Source organism: Streptomyces sp. NBC_01775, from assembly GCF_035917675.1.
In the GTDB taxonomy this organism is placed as follows: domain Bacteria; phylum Actinomycetota; class Actinomycetes; order Streptomycetales; family Streptomycetaceae; genus Streptomyces.
The window spans coordinates 4026629-4046763 of record NZ_CP109104.1; the positions used below are offsets into that span (position 1 = coordinate 4026629).

General features: G+C 70.6%; 18 protein-coding genes. 3 read left to right on the top strand and 15 right to left on the bottom strand.

Going from position 1 to position 20135, the window contains the following annotated elements; genetic code table 11:
* Positions 1-47 precede the first annotated feature (47 nt).
* The 9 genes from OHB04_RS17930 to OHB04_RS17970 form a co-directional block, all read right to left on the bottom strand.
* Positions 48-1040, bottom strand: a complete 993-nt coding sequence (locus OHB04_RS17930) for a zinc-binding dehydrogenase (RefSeq protein WP_326692789.1) — start codon at positions 1038-1040, stop codon at positions 48-50.
* A 126-nt stretch (positions 1041-1166) separates the two neighbouring features.
* Complete coding sequence (locus OHB04_RS17935) at positions 1167-2144, bottom strand: hypothetical protein (protein ID WP_326688704.1); 978 nt, start codon at positions 2142-2144, stop codon at positions 1167-1169.
* Positions 2145-2337: 193 nt separating this feature from the next.
* On the bottom strand, positions 2338-4242 hold the full coding sequence (locus OHB04_RS17940) for an AMP-dependent synthetase/ligase (RefSeq protein WP_326688705.1): 1905 nt from the start codon (positions 4240-4242) through the stop codon (positions 2338-2340).
* 501 nt (positions 4243-4743) lie between these two features.
* Positions 4744-5388: a TetR/AcrR family transcriptional regulator gene (locus OHB04_RS17945; protein WP_326807798.1), complete on the bottom strand. Its 645-nt coding sequence runs from the start codon at positions 5386-5388 to the stop codon at positions 4744-4746.
* Positions 5389-5544: 156 nt separating this feature from the next.
* The gene (locus OHB04_RS17950; RefSeq protein WP_405804978.1) at positions 5545-6894 is read right to left on the bottom strand and encodes a dicarboxylate/amino acid:cation symporter; all 1350 of its coding nucleotides are present in this window, start codon (positions 6892-6894) and stop codon (positions 5545-5547) included.
* 364 nt (positions 6895-7258) lie between these two features.
* Complete coding sequence (locus tag OHB04_RS17955; protein ID WP_326688706.1) at positions 7259-7582, bottom strand: DUF4229 domain-containing protein; 324 nt, start codon at positions 7580-7582, stop codon at positions 7259-7261.
* A gap of 182 nt (positions 7583-7764) precedes the next feature.
* Positions 7765-8940 carry an aminofutalosine synthase MqnE gene (gene mqnE / locus OHB04_RS17960; protein ID WP_326688707.1) on the bottom strand — a complete coding sequence of 392 codons (1176 nt, stop codon included), beginning with the start codon at positions 8938-8940 and terminating at the stop codon, positions 7765-7767.
* A gap of 228 nt (positions 8941-9168) precedes the next feature.
* Positions 9169-9630 carry an Lrp/AsnC family transcriptional regulator gene (locus OHB04_RS17965; RefSeq protein ID WP_326688708.1) on the bottom strand — a complete coding sequence of 154 codons (462 nt, stop codon included), beginning with the start codon at positions 9628-9630 and terminating at the stop codon, positions 9169-9171.
* Positions 9631-9672: 42 nt separating this feature from the next.
* Positions 9673-10338: a UbiX family flavin prenyltransferase gene (locus OHB04_RS17970; RefSeq protein WP_326692793.1), complete on the bottom strand. Its 666-nt coding sequence runs from the start codon at positions 10336-10338 to the stop codon at positions 9673-9675.
* 126 nt (positions 10339-10464) lie between these two features.
* Between OHB04_RS17970 and OHB04_RS17975 the strand changes: the two genes are divergently transcribed.
* Positions 10465-11616, top strand: a complete 1152-nt coding sequence (locus OHB04_RS17975; protein ID WP_326688709.1) for a hypothetical protein — start codon at positions 10465-10467, stop codon at positions 11614-11616.
* A 103-nt stretch (positions 11617-11719) separates the two neighbouring features.
* A complete protein-coding gene (locus OHB04_RS17980; RefSeq protein ID WP_326688710.1) occupies positions 11720-12316 on the top strand; it encodes a rhomboid family intramembrane serine protease in 597 nt (198 codons plus the stop codon).
* A gap of 301 nt (positions 12317-12617) precedes the next feature.
* Here the strand turns inward: OHB04_RS17980 and mqnP are convergent, their stop codons facing one another.
* Together mqnP and OHB04_RS17990 are read right to left on the bottom strand one after the other, a co-directional pair.
* A complete protein-coding gene (gene mqnP / locus OHB04_RS17985; protein ID WP_326688711.1) occupies positions 12618-13544 on the bottom strand; it encodes a menaquinone biosynthesis prenyltransferase MqnP in 927 nt (308 codons plus the stop codon).
* The gene (locus tag OHB04_RS17990; protein ID WP_326688712.1) at positions 13541-15001 is read right to left on the bottom strand and encodes a menaquinone biosynthesis decarboxylase; all 1461 of its coding nucleotides are present in this window, start codon (positions 14999-15001) and stop codon (positions 13541-13543) included. The genes mqnP and OHB04_RS17990 overlap by 4 nt, the downstream gene beginning before the upstream one ends.
* Positions 15002-15047: 46 nt before the next feature.
* On the opposite strand from OHB04_RS17990, the gene OHB04_RS17995 reads away from it, so the two are divergent.
* Entirely contained in the window at positions 15048-15560 is a 513-nt protein-coding gene (locus tag OHB04_RS17995) for a PLD nuclease N-terminal domain-containing protein (RefSeq protein ID WP_405804974.1), read from the top strand.
* A gap of 237 nt (positions 15561-15797) precedes the next feature.
* On the opposite strand, the gene OHB04_RS18000 is transcribed toward OHB04_RS17995, so the two are convergent.
* From OHB04_RS18000 to OHB04_RS18015, 4 genes are read right to left on the bottom strand one after another with little or no spacing between them, the layout of a single operon-like run.
* Positions 15798-16364 (bottom strand): hypothetical protein, encoded by a 567-nt coding sequence (locus tag OHB04_RS18000; RefSeq protein WP_326688713.1) that lies wholly within the window; start codon positions 16362-16364, stop codon positions 15798-15800.
* Between the two features lie 37 nt (positions 16365-16401).
* A complete protein-coding gene (gene ccsB, locus OHB04_RS18005) occupies positions 16402-17556 on the bottom strand; it encodes a c-type cytochrome biogenesis protein CcsB (RefSeq protein WP_326688714.1) in 1155 nt (384 codons plus the stop codon).
* On the bottom strand, positions 17553-19361 hold the full coding sequence (gene resB / locus OHB04_RS18010) for a cytochrome c biogenesis protein ResB (RefSeq protein WP_326688715.1): 1809 nt from the start codon (positions 19359-19361) through the stop codon (positions 17553-17555). The genes ccsB and resB overlap by 4 nt, the downstream gene beginning before the upstream one ends.
* Positions 19362-19364: 3 nt before the next feature.
* On the bottom strand, positions 19365-20135 hold the full coding sequence (locus OHB04_RS18015) for a cytochrome c biogenesis CcdA family protein (RefSeq protein ID WP_326688716.1): 771 nt from the start codon (positions 20133-20135) through the stop codon (positions 19365-19367).

The window sequence follows — 20135 nt, forward strand, 5'->3', positions numbered from 1 at the left end:
GTTCCGGCCCGCGCCCGCCGCCCTGCCCCGCCCCGCCCCGGCTCCCGTCACTCCACCGTCAGCAGCGTCTTGCCCAGTACGGCGCGGGACTCCACGGCCTCGTGGGCCTCGGGCGCCGCCGTCAGGGGGAAGGTCTGGCCGATGACGGGGCGCAGGCGGCCCGCGGCGGCCTCGAACAGAGCGCGGTCCAGCAGGGGTTTGTACTCGTCCGGGGTGAGCTGGACCTGTTCGATACCGACGAGCGTGACGCCCCGCTCGGCCGCGAGTCCGGGGCCGATCTCGGCGAAACCCCCGCCCGGCGCGCCGTGCGCGGAGAAGCGGGCCCCCCGCGCGGTGGTCTCCAGCGCCTCACGCCCCCGCTTGCCGCCCGCGCCGTCGAAGACGACGTCGACGCCACGTCCGCCGGTGGCCTGGAGCACGCGGTCGGTCCAGTCCGGCAAGGAGTAGTCGACGACCTCGTCGGCGCCCAGCTTCCGTGCGGCGAGGGCCAGTTTGTGCTCGCCGCGCGCCGCCGCGATCACCTGCGCGCCGGCGGCCTTCGCCAGCTGCACCAGCAACGCCCCCAGGCCCCCGGCCGCCGCGAGCACCAGCACCCGGGCGCCGGGCCGCAGGCTCCCGTCGCTGACGGCATTGTCGAAGATCCGTACGGCGGTGGGCCCGTCGTGTGCCAGCGCGGTGGCCTCGCGCAGTCCGAGCGCGTACGGGAGGGCACTGAGCTCCGCGACATCGGCCCGCGCGCGTTCCGCGTAGCCGCCGCCCGCTGCCACGCCCTCGGGCGCGAGGGTCCTGGCGACGACGGTGCGGCCCACCCACGCCTCCTCGACGCCCGCACCGGCCGCCACGACCCGCCCGCCGACGGCGCCGCCGGGGACGTGGGGCAGCGGCGGGGTGAAGAAGCCCTCACCGCGCCGGACCTGCGTCTCCATGAAGATCACGTCGGCGTACGACACTCCGATGACGACCTCGCCGGGGCCCGCCACCGGCTCGGGCAGCTCGACGGCCTCCAGTACGCCGGGTCCGCCGAACCGCCCCATCCGCATTCCGCGCACGGAGACCACTTCCTCTCACTGTCCGAGCTGTCCGACCTGTCCGCCTGCTGTGCGGCGGGCACGTCGCGTCGCGCTGTGGGAAGAAGTCTTCAACTTGAACCGGACTTCAGGTCAAGCTCACTCCGCCGGTGAGCGCACCTCGTCGCGGATGGTGTTGACCCGGTCGGCGAAGTCCTCCAGGTCGATGCTCTTGGGGGGCACCGAGTAGGTCTTGAGGCTGTCGTTGGCGACATACGCGGCCGTTCCCGGGTCGCTCCAGGCGCACACCGGGATCGTCAGCTTGCGGCCCTGCTGGCTCTTGACCAGCACCTCGCAGGTCAGCGGATCCTCGGCACCGTCAGGAGTGATGTCGCGGCGCTTGACGGCGACATCCATCGCGGGGCTGGTCTCCATGCCCTTCATCATCTGGTCCTTGGACAGGTCCGGATTGCCGTAGTCGTTGCCCTTGGCGGAGGCGTAGAGGATGCGCTGGGTGCTGTCGCTGTTCTTGGCGTACGAGCCCATGTGGGCCTCCTCGCCGGGACCGCCGCCGCTGACCTGGTCGCTGAGGTCCTTACGCCTGGTGAACTCGCCGTTCTCCAGCGTCTTGGGGAAGGCCAGCTCGTACTTGGCGTCCGACTCGCTCGGACTGGGCGACGGCTCGGCCGGGTCCTCGGAGTCGCTCGCGGAGGGCTCGTCGCTGGGCCCGTCCGCCTTCGAGGACTCCTTCGAGTCGGCCTTGTCGCCCTTCTTGTCCTCGCCCCCGCCCGATATCGCCAGCAGCGTGCCGCCCACCGCGAGGGCGACCACGACGACGACGGCCACGACGATCGCCACGACCTTGTTGTTGTTCGGCGGCGTCGGTGTGGGCGGCTGGCCGTAGGGCGCGGGTCCGCCGGGCGGCTGCCCGTAGGGGCCGGGGCCGCCGGGCGGCTGGCCGAAGCCGCCCCCGGCCGGCGGTGAGCCGTAGGGCCCTCCGCCGTACGGAGCGGAAACGGGCTGACCCGAGGACGGGGGCTGGCCCGAGGGCGGCGGGTCCGAGGGCGGCGGACCGAAGCCACCCCCGCCCGGGGGCCCGCCCGGAGGCTGATTCGGCGGCTGCGGGGGTGTCGTCATCCCGTGTCCCTCCCGGCGCGCGGGAGGCGTCTGTCCCGTCCCCCGGCTCTGCTTTATCTGGTACTTATCGCACGGTACCTCTTTTTGGCCAAGGCATTACGCTCGGGCGACCGGGGGAACAGCGCACTCCGGGGCGTGCGGAGGGCGAGGGTCAGCGCGCGGAGGGCGACGGTCGGCGCGCGCCCTGCGGGGGTCAGCGCGCGTACAGCTTGTCGATCTCCTGCGCGAAGTCCCGCACGATCGCGCCCCGGCGCAGCTTCATCGACGGGGTCAGGTGGCCGCGCTCCTCGGTGAAGTCGCCCGGCAGCACGGCGAAGCGGCGGATCGACTCGGCCCGCGAGACCTGCGAGTTCGCCTCGTCCACGGCCTGCTGGAGGTTGCGCAGCAGATCCTCGTCGGTGAGCACCTCGGTGTCGCTGAGCCCCTGCTTCTTGTGCATCTGCCGCCAGTGCGCGAGCCCGTCGGGCTCCAGGGTCAACAGCGCGGCCACGTACGGCCGGTTGTCGCCGATCACCAGACACTGGCTGACCAGCGGATGGGAGCGCAGCCAGTCCTCCAGCGGGGCGGGCGCCAGATTCTTGCCGCCGGAGGTGATGATCACTTCCTTCTTGCGGCCGGTGATGCTCAGGTAGCCCTCGGAATCCAGCGCCCCCAGGTCGCCGGTGGGCATCCACCCCTCGGCGTCGAGATGCGGTACGGCCGTCGCGGTCCTGGCGTCCCAGTAGCCGCCGAAGACGTGCCCGCCCTTGATGAGTACTTCCCCGTCGTCCGCGATGCGTACGGCCGTCCCCGGCATCGGCCAGCCCACCGTGCCCAGCCGGGGCTTGAGCGGTGGCGTCGCGGTGGCCGCCGCCGTCGTCTCGGTGAGCCCGTAGCCCTCGTAGACGGTGACGCCCGCGCCCTCGTAGAAGGCGGCCAGCCGGTGCCCCAGCGGGGAGCCGCCGCAGATGACACGGCGGCACCGGCCGCCCAGCGCCGCCCGTATCCGCCGGTAGATCAGCGCGTCGTAGAGCCCGCGCGCGGCCCGCAGCCCCAGGCCGGGGCCCGGTCCGAACCCGTGTTCCTGCGCCTCGACGGCCTCGCCGTAGCGCTGCGCGATCCGCGCGCCCCGGTCGAAGGAGGACGCGCGCCCCATCTTCTCCGCCGTGGCCCGCCCGGTGTTGTAGACCTTCTCCAGCACGTACGGGATGCCCAGCAGAAAGGTCGGCCCGAAGCCCGCCAGGTCGGCCAGCAGGTCCTCGGTCCGGATGCTCGGCGCGTGCCCCAGCCGCACCCGCGCGCGCAGACAGCCGATCGCGACCATCCGGCCGAAGACGTGCGACAGCGGCAGGAACAGCAGCGTGGAGGGCGGATCCTTGCTGACCGCCCGGAAGACCGGGTGCAGCAGCTCGATCGCGTTGTCGACCTCGGCGAAGAAGTTGCCGTGGCTGAGCACGCACCCCTTGGGCGGGCCCGTGGTGCCCGAGGTGTAGATGAGGGTGGCGATGCTCTCCGGCCGCACCTGTGCCCGGCGCTCGTCGACCAGCGCGTCCGGTATCTCCCGCCCCGCGTCCACGACATGCCCCACAGCGCCCGAGCTGAACTGCCACAGGTGCTCCAGATCGGGCAGGTTGCCGCGCTCGGCGCTGATCAGCCGGGACTGCTCGACGTCCTCCACGAAGCAGGCGCGCACGCCCGCGTCCTGGAGGATGTGCCGGGCCTGCGAAGCGGCGGAGGTCGGGTAGACCGGCACGGTGATCAGGCCCGCCGCCCAGGCGGCGAAGTCGGTGAGCGTCCACTCGTAGGTCGTACGCGCCATGATGGCCACCCGGTCTCCCGGGCGCAGACCCAGCGCGACGAGGCCCTTGGCCATCGCCTGGACCTCGGCCGCGAAGTCCCGGGCCGGCATGTCCCACCACGTCCCGTCCCGCCCCTTGCGGCTGAGCACCGGCTCGTCCGGTGCCTCCACGGCGTTGGTGAACGGGATGTCCCCGAGCGATCCGCTGGTCACCGCCGACGCCAGCGGCGGCACGGAAACCTCGCGCACACGCCCGTCCACCACACGCTTGTGGGGCTCCACGAGCGTCGGCGCCGGGGGCATTGCGGACTCCACAGACATTGGGCGGCTCCTCCTAGTGACCTGCGTCGAGCCCCTCCCGCCCGCCGCACAACCGGAGTTGAGCCCTTCGCTTCACCAGGAGCGTCCCGCTCGCAGAGCGACTTGGCGAGGGCCTCACCATCCGAGCACCGCGAACGGAACTCCTTCTCGGCCGAGATCCTGACCTACAAGTAACCTTACTCATAAGTAAATTTACGGGAACCGAGCGAGTTGGGGAATGCCCGATCGCCCACCTTCATCGGACGTACACAGGTCCAGGACCGGTGCCGTGTCCGAACGCCGGGGGCGTCCCGAAGGGGCGCGGGGCTGTGTCATATGCGGCTCCTCCCCCAAGTCCTGGGGGCCCCTCCCGGCCGACGGCTGGGGGAGAAGCCGAGAACTTGGGGGAGCGACCAGCCTGGGGGTACCTCCCTGCTCGAAGAGCTGGGGGGGAGCACCCGCACCCTGCAAAGAACAGCCAGGGGCGCCCCCGCCAGGAAAAAGGGCAACCGAGGCGCCGCCTCAGTGGACGCCCAAAGTGGGCAGCCAGCGCTCGCCCTTCATGCGGTTTTGCAGCCCCGACCAGCAGAGATTCATCAGCGTCGCCGCCGTCTCCTGGGCCGAAGGGGCGCTCGAAGGGGTCTCCTTCGCAAGGATGTTGGCCCACTCCGCCAGCGACTCGGCCGCACCCACCAGAGCCTGGGCGAGACCGGAGACCTCGCGCTCGGCCAGCGCGCTGTCGCACCCGGCGTCCCGCGCCGCCTGGCCCAGCAGCGAGGTCACGAGCGCGGCGAGCTCGGCGCGCATGGCGGCTATCTCGCGGACGAAGGGCTCGCCCTGGGTGCGGGCGCGGTGGAGCACGGCGACCCCGTCCGGGCGCGCCGCGGTGTGCGCGAAGAAGGCCGTGAGCCCGTTCCACAGCTGCTGGTCGGCGGCGGCCCCGCGCTCGCGCGTCCCCTCCCGTACGGCGGCGACGAGCGCGCCGACCTCGCGGCGGACGCAGGCCATGAACAGCTCTTCCTTGGACTTCAGGTAGAGGTACACGAGCGGCTTGGAGACCCCGGCCGCCTCGGCTATGTCGTCCATCGAAGCGGCCTGATACCCGTTCCGCGCGAACGCCGCCACCGCGGCGTCCAGCATCTGCCGTTCTCGGACCTCACGCGGCATGCGCTTTTGCCCCACGCGCTCCCAACCCCTCGTGCCCTGGTCCCCCGTCAAAACCCCGCCCTCATATGGTCGTCGCAAGCCTACGCGCCCCCGGTCACAGGGCCGGGGGCGCGGAAACGGGTTCCGGCCTGGGCCGGAGGAGCGGGTACGTCTGTCTCAGCTGACGGTCGCCGGAGTGCGGGTGGCGGAGGGCTCCTGGGCGGCGGCGTCGGCCTCATCGAGGCTGAAGCTGCGGGCGTTGGCGAACGCCTCCCGGTCCAGGATCTTCTCCTTGGCCGAGACGAGTACGGGTATGACGACCTGGCCCGCCACATTCGTCGCGGTGCGCATCATGTCGAGGATCGGGTCGATCGCCAGCAGCAGCCCGACGCCCTCCAGGGGCAGGCCCAGCGTGGAGAGGGTGAGCGTCAGCATCACCGTCGCGCCGGTCAGTCCGGCGGTGGCGGCGGAGCCGATGACCGACACGAAGACGATCAGCAGGTACTCCTTGACGCCCATGTCCACGTGGAAGAACTCGCCGACGAAGATCGCCGCTATGGCCGGGTAGATCGAGGCGCAGCCGTCCATCTTCGTCGTCGAGCCGAACGGCACGGCGAAGGACGCGTACTCCTTCGGCACGCCCAGGCGCTCGGTGACCTTCTGGGTCAGCGGCATGGTGCCCACCGAGGAGCGGGAGACGAAGGCCAGCTGGATCGCGGGCCAGGCTCCCCTGAAGAACTGGAGCGGGTTGACCTTGGCGACGGTGGCGAGCAGCAGCGGGTAGACGCCGAAGAGGACGATCGCGCAGCCGATGTAGATGTCGGCGGTGAAGGTCGCGTAGCTGCCGATCAGGTTCCAGCCGTAGTCCTTGATGGCGGTGCCGATCAGACCGATGGTGCCGATCGGGGCCAGCCGGATGATCCACCACAGCGCCTTCTGGAGGAGCGCCAGGACGGACTCGCCGAGCTTGAGGATCGGCTCGGCCTTGTCGCCGAGCTTGAGCGCGGCGATGCCGACGACGACCGCCATGAAGACGATCTGGAGGACCTGGAGTTCGGTGAAGGGCGTGATGATGTCCGTCGGGATGATCCCGGTGAGGAAGTCCAGCCACGAGCCGCTTGTCTCCGGCTTGGCGGCGTCCTTGGCCGACAGCCCGGTGCCGGAGCCGGGGTTGGTGAGCAGCCCGATGACCAGGCCGAGCGCGACGGCGATCAGCGAGGTCGCCATGAACCACAGCAGCGTCCTGGTGGCCAGGCGCGCGGCGTTGTGGACGTTGCGCAGGTTGGTGATCGAGATGGTGATCGCGAAGAAGACCAGCGGGGCGACGGCCAGCTTCAGCAGCTGGACGAAGATCTCACCGACCTTGGTGAGCGTGGTTCCCAGCCAGGCCACGTCCCAGTTGCGGGCCACCCAGCCGAGGAGCACACCGAGGACGAGGCCGAGCAGGATCTGCGCCCAGAAGGGGACTTTGGGTATCCGCGAGCGGGTCGCGGGCACGGCGGTATCGGACGATGACGACGAAGGCACGGACAGACTCCGGAGGCGTCAGAGAGCGGACTCTCAGGGGATGGGGAGGGGGACGTCGCAAGGGGCGACGCGGGGTCGCGCCGGAGGGTAGTCCGGCCGCGCGTTCAGCGACAGGTCGCCGACATGCAGCGGCAGAGATCGACATGCAGCCGCCCCACGAGCGCGAGGCCGGGTCGTCCCGGGTGCGCGTCGGGGGTGGTGGCTGCGTAAATCATGTCGGTCACGTTAACACTCCGCGTTTGGCCTACCCAAAGCATTCCTTTGGGATGCGGTCACGGAGAAACTCAACGCCCCACCGGATGAAGGAGATTCCCGATGGGGCGCTGCTGACAGTGTGAGGAGGGTTACATGGAGGACAAAACGGTCACGCGGAGCCGGTGCGGGGATTGCTCTGCGACTGCACGCCGTCCTCCTGGCTCTGGTTGGCCGCCAGCCGCTCCTTGGCCTTGCCCACGCCGTCGACGATCTGCTCCGACATCGCTTCGCGCTGCTTGCGCAGCAGCACATAGCTGAGCGGGGCCGAAACGATCAGCGCCACCAGCACCACCCAGACCGGGTTGGAGTCGCCGATACCGGCGGGAATGAGCCCGAAGTGCGCCAGCACCCCGGCGAGGACGAGGCAGCCGACGAAAATGCCAATCCGCATGGTGGTGTAGCGAAGCGTCGCGTGCGACGTGGAGGTGCTCACGGTGTCTTCTCCGTGCTTCTTGGGCGTTCGGGGCGTTTGGGCGGGATTCGCGATCCCTTCCAGTCAAGCACAGCCCCCGCGGCGATCAGCAGGCCCCCGGCCGCCCTCCCGCTCCGGCATCCGGGCGGCCACCCACCTCGCTCCGCACCCGCGTCGGCGGTGCCACGCCCGCGTCGGCGGTGCTACACCCGCATCGGCTGCGGCGCCTCGCGCCGCTCGGGGTCCGGGCCCGGGTACTCGTTGAGGATCTCGTAGCGGGTGTTGCGCTCGACGGGCCGGAAGCCCGCGTCGCGGATCAGGTCGAGCAGGTCGTCGCGGGTGAGCTTGTCGGGGGTGCCGAAGTCGTCCGCGTCATGCGTGATCTTGTACTCGACGACCGAGCCGTCCATGTCGTCGGCGCCGTGCTGGAGCGCGAGCTGCGCGGTGTTCACCCCGTGCATCACCCAGAACACCTTGACGTGCGGCACGTTGTCGAACAGCAGCCGGGAGACCGCGAAGGTCTTCAGCGCCTCGGCACCGGTCGCCATCTGGGTGCGTGCCTGGAGGGTGTTGCGGACCTTGCCGTCCTTCATGTCGGTGAAGTCGTGCTGATAGCGCAGCGGGATGAAGACCTGGAAGCCGCCGGTCTCGTCCTGGAGCTCCCGCAGCCGCAGCACGTGGTCCACCCGGTGCCGGGGCTCCTCGATGTGCCCGTACAGCATCGTGCAGGGGGTCTTGAGCCCCTTTTGGTGCGCGAGGCGGTGGATGCGCGACCAGTCCTCCCAGTGGGTGTCGTGGTCGACGATGTGCTGACGGACATCCCAGTCGAAGATCTCCGCGCCGCCGCCGGTCAGCGACTCCAGGCCCGCGTCGATCAGCTCGTCCAGGATGTCGCTCGCGCTCATCCCGGAGATCTTCTCGAAGTGGTGGATCTCGGTCGCGGTGAACGCCTTGAGGGAGACCGACTCCGGCAGCGCCGCCTTCAGCTCGCGCAGCGAGCGCGGGTAGTAGCGCCAGGGCAGGTTGGGGTGGAGCCCGTTGACGATGTGCAGCTCGGTGAGGTTGTCCGCCTCCATCTCCTTCGCGAGCCGGACCGCCTCCTCGATGCGCATGGTGTACGCGTCCTTCTCGCCCGGCTTGCGCTGGAACGAGCAGTAGGCGCACGCGGCGGTGCACACGTTCGTCATGTTCAGATGGCGGTTGATGTTGAAGTGCGTGACGTCGCCGTTCTTGCGCGTCCGCACCTCGTGCGCGAGGCCGCCGAGCCAGGCGAGGTCGTCGCAGTCGTAGAGGTCGATGCCGTCCTGCCGGCTCAGCCGCTCACCGGAGCGGACCTTCGCCTCGATCTGGACGAGCCGCTCCCGCAATCCCGCGTCCATGCCTCGCGCCACCTGCCTCATCTGTCTGCTGCGTCTTCCCGGCGAGGGGCCCGATCCGACCGGCTCCGCGAGGTGGGAATCCGCGTTCCGAGTGCCGCGCACGAGCCTACGCCACCACTTTTCGCACCATTCGCCGGGCACGGGGCCTTCCAGCGCGGCGGCACGGCGCCCTCAGACCGGCGCCACGCCCTCAGCTCGGCGCCACGCCCTCAGACCGGCACCGCGCCCTCAAAGCGGCTCCTCGCCGGGGAGCTCCCCGACCCTGTTCTCCCACTTGGTGGACAGCACGATCGTGGTGCGGGTACGAGAGACGCCCTTGGTGCCCGAGAGGCGTCTGATGGTGCGCTCCAGGTCGTCCACGTCACCGGCCCGCACCTTGAGCATGTAGGAGTCGTCGCCGGCGATGAACCAGCAGTCCTCGACCTCGTGGAGGTCACGCAGCCTGGTGGCCACGTCCTCGTGGTCGGTGGCGTCCGAGAGCTGGATACCGATCAGCGCGGTCACCCCGAGGCCGAGGGAGGGGGCATCGACGGTGGCGCGGTATCCGGTGATCACCCCGGCCGCCTCCAGCCGGTTGATGCGGTCGGTGACGCTGGGGCCCGAGAGTCCGACGAGCCGGCCGAGTTCGGCGTAGGAGGCTCTCCCGTTCTCGCGCAGGGCCTGGATGAGCTGCCTGTCCACCGCGTCCATGGATGCCGCTGCCTCCCGTTCGTAGAAGTCCGGACCACGAATCTAAGGCATGGGGCCCGAACTCCCCCGACCAAGCTCCCCTTCCCAGCGGCGGTAGAGCTTGTGCGGCACCCCCACGGCGTCCAGCGCGCGGCCCGCCACGAAGTCCACGAGGTCCTGGATGTGCCGGGCGCCCGCGTAGAAGGCGGGCGAGGCCGGCAGCACCACGGCGCCCGCCTCGTCCAGGGTGACGAGGTGGCGCAGCGTCTGGCCGTTCAGCGGGGTCTCGCGCAGGGCCATCACCAGCGGGCGCCGTTCCTTGAGCGTCACGCTTGCCGCGCGCTGCAACAGGTCCTTCGACAGCCCCAGCGCCACCCCGGCCACGCACGCCGTGCTCGCCGGAACGACCAGCATCCCCTTGACCTGGTACGACCCGGACGACGGCCCGGCCGCCAGGTCCCCCGGCGGCCAGTGGCGCACCCGCGCGGGGTCGACGTCGAACGCGTCGGGCCGCCCGTCGGCACCGCGCGCCAGCCACCGGCGCAGGTCGCTCTCGGCGTGGGCGTCGCGGAAAGGGTGGCCGTTCTCGTCCAGGATCGTCAGCCGGGAGGCCCGGCTGACGACGAGGTCGATGTCCTCCCCCGCCTCCAGGAGCCCCCGGATGACCGCCGCCGCGTAGGGCGTCCCCGACGCCCCGGAAACCCCCACGACCCATGGCTGACGTCCGATACCGTTCACGCGCCGACCCTACTTCTTGCCCCCGCTCCACCCCTTCACCGTTTCCTTCGCGGGGGTCTCCCCGGCCGAACGCCGGGGGACGGGCGGGGGAAAGCCGCCGCCACGTACCCTCGACACATGCGTGTCACCCGAGTCCCCGCGCGCCTGACAGCCACGGCGGCAGCCGCCACCGCGCTGGCCGTCACCCTCGTCAGTTGCAGCACGGCGGAAAAGCTCACCACCGGCCTCAAGGTGAAGCACGCCTTCGAGAGGCTCGGCGAACAGCCGTCGGCCAGCGTGCTGGTCTCCGTGGACGGCACGGCGACCGACGCCGACGCCTTCTTGCGCGCGGCGGGCGCACCCCGGGGCGCGACGACGAAACAGGCGGCCAAGCTCCTCTCCCGCGGCGAGCTGACCTTCGCGGTGGGCTCGGACCGCGAGAGGACCCCGCTGAAGGACCTCAACCGCTCCGAGCGCCTCCGCTTCGCGACGGCCCTCAACTTCGGCACCACGGACGTCCTGTCCGCCAAGTCGGTCGAGGAGAAGCTCTACGTGCGGGTCCGCCTGCGCTCCTTGGTCGCGAGGCTGAGCGACTCGAAGTCCGACCGGGAGCGCGCCCGCAAGATCGTCGCGCTCGCCAAGGACCTCCCGACCACGCTCGGCTCGGCCAAGGACGCGCTCAGGGGCGAGTGGGTCGAGGCCGACCCCGAGTCCTTCGACGACTTCGCGCGCGCGGCGCAGGAGATCACGCGGGACGAGAAGAAGGGCGAGTTCGGCAAGAAGAGCAAGGCCGCCTCCAAGACGAACGACGAGACGAGCAAGCGCGTGGGCCGGGCCACCGCCGCGGGCCGTGCGCTGAACGGCGAATCGGAGCGGGAGTTCCTGGAGGGCCTGGAGAAGACCCTCGGCAGGCACGCGGAGTTCAAGAAGGCGGGCGAGTACGGCGGGGCCGAGCACGTCACCGTCTCGATGCCGGCGCGGAAGGCGGCGCCCGATCTGTCCCGCGCGCTGGCGGCGCTGGGCGCCCCGCTCGACCCGGCCACGGTGCCGGACCGGAAGGTCAACGCCGATCTTGAGATCCGGCGCGGCCAGCTCACCGGGCTGACGCTGGACCTGGAGCAGTTCCTGAGCGACGAGGCGCAGGCCAAGGGCGTGCACCTGCCGCTGCGGATGGCCTTCGGCGGCGGCGACGCCGTCCCCGTCCAGGCCCCCGACGGCGCGCGCGAGCTGAAGCCGCAGGACCTGCTGGCCGCCGTGATGTACGGAGCCCTGGGCACGGGCGGCATCTGAGGCCATCCTGGAGGACAACGGGGTTCGGCAGGACGGGAACCGACGGCACGCCGTGTGCCGTTGTACGTCCTGATGGTGGGAGCTCCTCACGAGGGAGGCGAGCATGGCGATCGGCTCGGGCGCCAAGGCCATGGCGGCGGGGAAGCTGATAGTGGGCTGGGTGGCACTGCTGTGGGTGCTGGAGGTGGTGGACCAGGCCTCGGGGAACGCGCTGGACACCTTCGGCGTCGAGCCGCGCCGTATGGGCGAGCTGGTGGATGTGGTCCCCAGCGCCTTCATGCACTTCGGATTCGGGCACCTCACGGCGAACACGCTGCCGCTGCTGGTCCTCGGCTTCCTGGCGGCCCTGCGCGGCACGGGACGCTTTCTGGCGACGTCGCTGATCATCATCGTGACCAGCGGCCTGGGAGTATGGCTCACCGCCCCCGAGAGCAGTAACACCGCGGGCGCCTCGGGCCTGATCTTCGGCCTCTTCGGCTATCTGCTCGCGCGCGGCTTCGTGGACCGCCGGATAACCGATCTCGCCGTCGGCTCGGTCGTGGCCGTCGTCTACGGCTCGACGTTCTTCTGGGGCGTGCTGCCCAGCAACTCCGGCGTCTCCTGGCAGGGCCATCTGTTCGGCCTGGTCGGCGGCATCCTGGCGGCCCGCCTGACGGCCGAGGCCCGCGCCGTCGGCGAGGACAAGCCCGCCTGGCACTGAGCCGCTCTACGGAGGCGAGCCCCGGAGGGCCCGAAGGGCCCCGAAGGGGCGCGGGGAACTGCGCGCCCAGCGCATAGGCACCCGCACTCTGCAAAGCACAGCCAGGGGCACCCCCTGCTCAGCACCCGCCGGCCGGCGCTAGTGCCCCTCCCGGCAAGCTTTGCCCCGTCGCGCCGCCCGGCACGCACGCTCGCGGCGTTGGCCAAAAGCCCTGGTAGCTCCGCTACAAGGGCTTCCGGCCGCCTTGCGATCGCACGCACCGGACGACGCTCCTTCCGGGCAAACATTGCCGGTCACGGCACTAGCCAACGAGGCCGCGTGCGAACAGATCGAGCAGCGCGCAGAGGAAGAACGCGATGCCGATGAAGCTGTTGACCTGGAAGAAGGCCCGGTTCAGCCGGGAAAGGTCGTGCGGGCGCACGATGGTGTGTTCGTAGCCGAAGGCGGCAGTGACGATCAGCAGCCCCAGCCAGTAGAAGACCCCCGCTTCCGTCAGCAGCCCGAAGGCCACCAGCAGCGCCACGGTGACCCCGTGCGCTGCCCGGGTGGCGTGGATGGCCGCCGCCGTGCCGAAGCGGGCGGGCACCGACTTCACGCCGTGGGCCCGGTCGGCCGCCACGTCCTGGCAGGCGTAGATCAGGTCGAAGCCGCCGATCCAGATGCCCACGGCCAGCCCGAGCACCGCGGCCTCCCACGACCAGCTGCCGGTGACCGCGAGCCAGGCGCCGACGGGCCCGATGGCCTGGGCCAGACCCAGGATGGCGTGCGGGAGATTGGTGAAGCGCTTCCCGTAGGGATAGACCACCATCGGGATCACGGCGACCGGCGCGAGCGCCAGGCACAGCGGGTTGAGCAGCGCACAGGCGCCCAGGAAGATCACCACGGCGACGGCGGCACCGGTCCAGGCCGTCCGCACGGACACCGCGCCGGTCACCAGCTCCCGGCCCGCGGTGCGCGGGTTACGGGCGTCGATCTCGCGGTCGATGATCCGGTTCGCGGCCATCGCGAAGGTCCGCATGCCGACCATGGCGACGGTCACCAGGAACAGCTCCCACCAGTGGACGCTGCGGCTGTCGCGGAACATCGCGGTGAGCGCCGCCGTGTAGGCGAACGGCAGCGCGAAGACCGAGTGCTCGATGACCACGAGCCGCAAGAACGCCCGCACCCGTCCGGCATCGGCCCCCGGTCCCGGCCCCGGTCCGACGACTCCTTCCGCCGTGCTGCTCACAGGCCGTACTCCGTCCACCGGCGGCTCACCAGATCGGCGACCCCGGGGTCGGACTCGACCATGTGCGGCCAGCCCCCGTCGCGGGTGTAGCCCTCCTCGGGCAGCTTGCGGGTCGCGTCGATGCCCGCCTTGCCACCCCAGAACTGCTGGTAGGAGGCGTGGTCGAGGTGGTCGACGGGACCCTCGACCACGGTGAGGTCCCGGGCGTAGTCGACGTTGCCGAGTGCCCGCCAGGACACCTCATGCATGTTCCGCACGTCGCAGTCCTTGTCCACGATCACGATCAGCTTGGTCAACGACATCATGTGCGCACCCCAGATGGCGTGCATCACCTTCTGCGCATGCTTGGGGTAACGCTTGTCGATGGCGACGATCGCGCAGTTGTGGAAGCCGCCGGACTCGGGCAGGTGGTAGTCCACGATGTCCGGGACGACGATCTTGAGCAGCGGCAGGAAGAAGCGCTCCGTGGCCCGCCCCAGCGGCCCGTCCTCGGTGGGCGGCCGGCCGACGACGATGGACTGGAGCAGCGGGCGCTTCCGCGTCGTCACACAGTCGATGCGCAGCGCGGGGAAGGGCTCTTGCGGGGTGTAGAACCCGGTGTGGTCGCCGAACGGGCCCTCCGGCAGCATCTCGCCGGGCTCCAGCCAGCCCTCCAGCACCACCTCGGCGGCGGCGGGCACCTGGAGCGGCACGGTCTTGCAGTCGACCATCTCGACGCGCTTGCCCTGGAGAAAGCCCGCGAGCAGGTACTCGTCGATGTCGCCGGGCAGCGGGGCCGTGGAGGCGTAGGTGACGGCGGGCGGTGCGCCGAACGCGATGGCGACGGGCAGCTTCTCGCCGCGCCGCGCCGCGACCTGGTAGTGGTTGCGGCTGTCCTTGTGGATCTGCCAGTGCATCCCGATGGTGCGCCGGTCGTGGCGCTGGAGCCGGTAGAGGCCCAGGTTGCGCACGCCGCTCTCGGGGTCCTTGGTGTGGGTGAGGCCGAGGTTGAAGAAGGAGCCGCCGTCCTCGGGCCAGGTGAACAGCGCGGGCAGCTTGTCGAGATCCACGCCGTCGGGGCCGTCGCCCTGGTACACGACTTCCTGGACGGGCGCGTCCTTGACCTTCCTGGGCGGCACGTGCGCCATCGCGCCGAGCTTCCCGAACGCCTCGCGGAATCCGACGAAGCCCTGCGGCAGCTCCGGCTTGAGCAGCCCGCCGATCTTGTCGGTGATCTCGTCGTACGAGGCCAGCCCCAGCGCCTTGAGGAGGCGGCGGTCGGTGCCGAAGACGTTCATCGCCAGCGGCATCGAGGAGCCCTTGACGTTCTCGAAGAGCAGCGCGGGCCCGCCGGCCTTGTTGACCCGGTCGACGATCTCCCCGACTTCCAGGTGCGGGTCCACCTCGGCCCTGACGCGCTTGAGGTCACGGTCTCGCTCCAGCGCCCGCAGGAACGAGCGGAGATCGTCGTATGCCATACGCCCCAGTATCCTCGCCGATGCCTGCGCCCTGAGCGCGGGGGCCATGGCGCGGCCCATTACGCTGGGCCTGTGGGCACCCGCGCACCGGGGGTCCGCACCGCACCGCACCAGTCCGGCGGCAACTCGCACCCAGGGGGCGTTCCGCGTGATCAGGTATCTGCCGTTCCTTCTGATCCTGGCCGTGTGGATCTACGCGTTCATCGACTGTCTCAACACGCCCGAGAACGAGGTGCGCAAGCTGCCCAAGGTGGTGTGGGTGATCGTCATCCTGCTGTTCGGGCAGGTGCTCCTCGGGCCCGTCGCCTGGTTCGCGGTCGGCCGCCCCCGCCGCAACGCGCCGTACGGCGCGACCCGTCCCCAGGAGCGGCGCTGGGTCGCCCCCGACGACAACCCCGACTTCCTGAAGTCGCTGGGCAAGGACGACCAGCCCCCGGCCTCCGGCGAGAGCGGCCCGCCGCCCGAGCCGGACCCGGCCCCCGAGAAGCCCGACACACCCGCTTCCGAGAACCCGGACGCCGCCCCCGAGCCCCCGCGCAGGGACCGCGACGAGGGCTGACGAGGGCCGCTGACGAGAGTCAGTGCCGCCGCTGACGAGGGTCAGTGCCAGGGCGCCTCGCGGCAGTGCTGTACGGATCGCGGCAGTGCTGTACGGACGGCAACCGGCCCATCCTGCGCGGCCCCCCGTGTCCGCCGCGCAGGATGAGCGAGTTGGCTGCCCCCCGCAGCCCCACGCTCATGGTGGTGGGCACCGCCCTCCCGGCGGTAGAACTTTCGGCGAGGCCCGAAGTGTCCCCTACTCGGTTTCCGGGCCGCGGTCGGCGTAGACCGCCCGGAGGGCCGTGACGCGAGCCGGGGCCCATGCCGTGCCGGAGGCCGGGGCGCCGTCGAGTTCTTCCCGGAGCAGTTCGAAGTGGTGGTGCCATCCGGCGAGGCGGTCCAGCAGGCGGGCGGCGTCGCCGGTGAAGTCGTTGCGGAAGCGGATCCGGGTACGGTCGTCGTCGGCCGCGCCCTTCAGGGTGAAGCCGAAGGAGCCGCGGGTCCCGACGGTGTACTCCGCGAGCCGCCGACGCGACCAGGCGGTGATCCGACCGGTGGCCGCCGGCCCGTCGGGCTCCGCGCCGTCTCCCCCGTCCAGCCAGCGCAGCGTCACCGCTCCGCCGGGGCCCGGCTCGAAGGGGTCGGCGGAGGCCAGCCAGCCCCGCAGGCCACCGGGGGTGGCGACCGCTTCCCACACGTTGTCCACCGGGCGTGGGAACGCCAGCTCGAAGCCGATCGTGTGCGCGTCGCCTCCAGGGCTGCTGCGTGCCGTGCCGTACGGGATGCCGTACGGCACCGTGGGGGCTGGGCTGTCGGTGTTCATAGCTCCACCTTCACCCCGCACGCACGGGTCTGCCGACTCAGATCCCCGCGTACGAGTGTTTGCCGTTGAAGAAGACGTTCACACCGTAGTAGTTGAAAAGGAAACAGGCGAAAGCGAGAAGTGCGAGATATGCCGCTTTCCGCCCCTTCCAGCCCGCCGTGGCACGCGCGTGCAGATAGCAGGCGTAGGCGACCCAGGTGATGAACGACCAGACCTCCTTGGGGTCCCAGCCCCAGTAGCGGCCCCAGGCGTCGCCCGCCCAGATGGCGCCCGCGACGATGGTGAAGGTCCAGAAGGGGAAGACCGCCGCGTTGATGCGGTAGGCGAACTTGTCGAGGGAGTCGGCGGAGGGCAGCCGCTCCATGATCGAGGTGCCCAGCTTTCCGGGCTTGCCGCCCCGCAGCAGCTTGGTCTCGTACGAATCCCGGAACAGGTAGAGCAGGGAGCCGACGAAGCCGAGGTAGAAGAGCGCGCCGCAGATGATGGCCAGCGAGACGTGGATCCACAGCCAGTAGGAGTGCAGCGCGGGCACGAGCTGGTCGCTGTCGGTGTAGAAGACCCTGACCGCCAGGCCCAGATCCAGCAGGACGGTGGTGACCAGCGGCAGCCCCATCCAGCGGATGTCCTTCTTGGCCAGCAGGAAGGCCAGGTACGCGCCGACGGCGACCATCGAGAAGGCCGTCGAGAACTCGTACATGTTGCCCCAGGGGGCGCGCTGCACCGACAGCGAGCGGGTCAGCACCCCGCCCGCGTGCAGCAGGAAGGACAGCACGGTGAGCGAGATCGCGATCCGCCCGTACATGTCGCCCTGCACGTCGCCGCCGGCGGCGCCGGGGCCGTCGGGCAGGTCGCCGCGCTTGCCCGCGCTGGAGCGGGTGACAATCTTGGGGCCGCCCGGCTTCGCCGCCGCCGACTTCTCCAGGACGGCCGTGCCGGCCTGCGACTTCACCTGGACGGAGACCCCGCTCTGTGCGGGGACGGCGGAGGCTTTCCCCTCGTCCTCGTCCCCCTCACCGGCGCGCGCGTCGCTGGTGAGCGCCGCCGCCGTGCGGGCGACCTTGCTGCGCCCGCCGAGCGTCCACTCGGCGATGTAGGCAAAGAAGGCCAGGACGTAGACGGCCATCGCCGAATAGATCAGATAGTTGCTGATCTGGGCGAGCTGCTCGTTGGGTTCGGCTGCGAGGAAGGTCACTTGCCTGCTCCTTCGGAGGCTTCAGCAGGATCGGCGGGTTCGTCGGGTTCGGCGGCGTCGTCAGGTTCCGCGGCGTCGTCGGTATCGACGGTGCCGGCGGAGTCGACGGCGGGTTCGTCGGCCGCGACGGGGGCCGCGCCTTGCATGTCGGTGGCGAGGGACGCGAGTTCCTCGGGCAGCTTGGCGGACTCGCTGCGTCCGAGCCCGGCCATCTCGACGACCGTACGCCCGTCCTCACCGGACGTCGCACGCACCCACACCCTGCGGCGCTGGATGAAGAGCGAGCCGGCCAGACCGGCGATGGCGGTGAGGGCGCCGCCGAGGGCCCAGCCGTTGCCGACCTGGTGGGTGACCTGGAAGTTGGCCCACTTCCTGACGCCCTCGAACTTGAGGCTGCCCGCGCCCTTCGGCAGCTTCATCGTCTGGCCGGGCATCAGCTTCTTGGCGAAGGGGCCGCCGTCCTTGTCCTTGAACTTCTTCATGTTCTTCGTGTCCAGCTGGTACACGTTCTGCGCCGGCCCGCCGTCGACGCCCAGGTTGCCGTGGTAGGCGGTCAGGAACATCGCCGGGTTCTTCAAGCTGGGCGACTGGGAGAACATCGTCCCGCTGCTGGGGGCGAAGTCGGGCACGAAGAAGCCCTGGAAGCCGAGCTGGTCCTTGCGGCCCTTGGCGTCGACGTAGTCGGTGACCTTCACCACGCCGCTGGAGGTCTGGTTGTTGTCCTGCTGGAGGAAGGGGACGGGGCCCTTGTAGGCGGTGCGGCCCTTGCCGTCCTTGACGCTGACGACCGGCGCGAAGCCGTTGGCCAGCAGGTAGACCTTCGAGTCCCCCAGCTCCAGGGGGTGGTTCACCTTGATGGTGGAGCTCTTCTCCTTGCCGTCCGCGCCCTGCCAGTAGCCGATGTCGGCGCGGAAGTCGGTCGCCGTGCCCTTGTTGGGGCCGCTCTCCTGGTAGGAGGCGTGGAAGTTCTTGAGCCGGAAGCCGAAGGGATCGAGCTGGTCGGACGTGAACAGCGAGCCCGACTTGAAGTCGTCGTACTGCGTAAGGGTGTTGGAGAAGCCGTCACCCTGCACGATCAGCTTGCCGCCCTCGGCCTTCCACAGCTGCCCGGCGGCGAAGGCCAGCAGCAGCACGATCAGCGCGATGTGGAAGAGCAGGTTGCCCGCCTCGCGCAGATAGCCCTTCTCGGAGGCGACCGCGTCGCCGTGCCGGTGCGTACGGAAGCGCCTGCCGCCCAGCAGCGACCCCGCGGCGTCCAGCACCTTCTCCGGCTCCGCCTCGGTGTGCCAGGTGGCGTAGACGGGCATCCGGTCCAGCCGGCGCGGGGCGCGCGGCGGACGGGCCCGCAGCTGGCCGACGAACTGCCAGGTGCGGGGCACGATGCAGCCGACGAGCGAGATGAACAGCAGGATGTAGATCGCCGAGAACCACACCGAGGTGTAGACGTCGAACAGCTGGAGCTTGTCGTAGAGCGGCGCCAAGGTGGTGTGCTGCTCGTGGAAGCGCTCGACCTTGGTGGCGTCCACGGGCGTCTGCGGGATCACCGAGCCGGGGACGGCGCCCATCGACAGCAGGAACAGCAAGATCAGCGCCACCCGCATCGAGGTGAGCTGCCGCCAGAACCAGCGCAGCCAGCCGAGCGGGCCCAGCGAGGGAACGTTCAGCCGCTCCTCGCTGGGGGCCGTGGACAGCTGGGCGGTGGCCGCCTGCTCGCGGGCCTCGCCCTCCGCGTCCGGCCCGCTGGTGTTCCCGGCATCCGTGCCGGGGGTCTTCCCGGCGTCCGTGCCGGTGCCGGTCGTGCTCATGGATCAGATCCCCACCGTGAAGTCGGACGACCAGACCGTGATCTCGTACACGATCCGGTCCCAGATGCCTGTGACGAGTAGGACGCCGACGGCGACGAGCATCCCGCCGCCGATCCGCATGACCCACACGTAATGCCGCTTCACCCAGCCGAAGGCCCCCAGCGCCCGGCGGAAGGCGAGGGCCGCCAGGACGAACGGCACGCCCAGGCCCAGGCAGTAGGCCACCGTCAGCAGCGCGCCGCGCTCCGCGCTCGCCTGGCTGGAGGAGAGCGTGAGCACGGCGGCGAGCGTCGGGCCGATGCAGGGCGTCCAGCCGATGCCGAAGAGGACCCCGAGCATCGGCGCGCCCGCCAGCCCTATGCCGGGGCGCTTGTGGATGCGGAACTCCCGCGAGGTGAAGCGCGAGAGCGGACCGAGCGCCCCCATGAACGCCAGCCCGAGCAGGATCGTCAGGCCGCCCATCACCTTGGAGATGACGGCCCGGTTGTCCTGGAGGACCGCGCCGAAGCCGCCGAACAGCGCCCCGCCGGAGACGAACACGGCGGTGAACCCGAGGACGAACAGCCCGGCCCCCGCGAACATCCGCCCGCGCCGCGCCTCGGCCAGATCGGTGCCGCTGACGCCTGTGACGTACGACAGATAACCGGGCACCAGCGGCAGCACGCAGGGCGAGAAGAAGGAGACCAGGCCGCCGAGCAGGGCGACGGGCAGGGCGAGCAGAAGAGCGCCGTTGAGTACGGTCTCGTTCATTCCTGCTGCCGCGAGAGAGGTCAT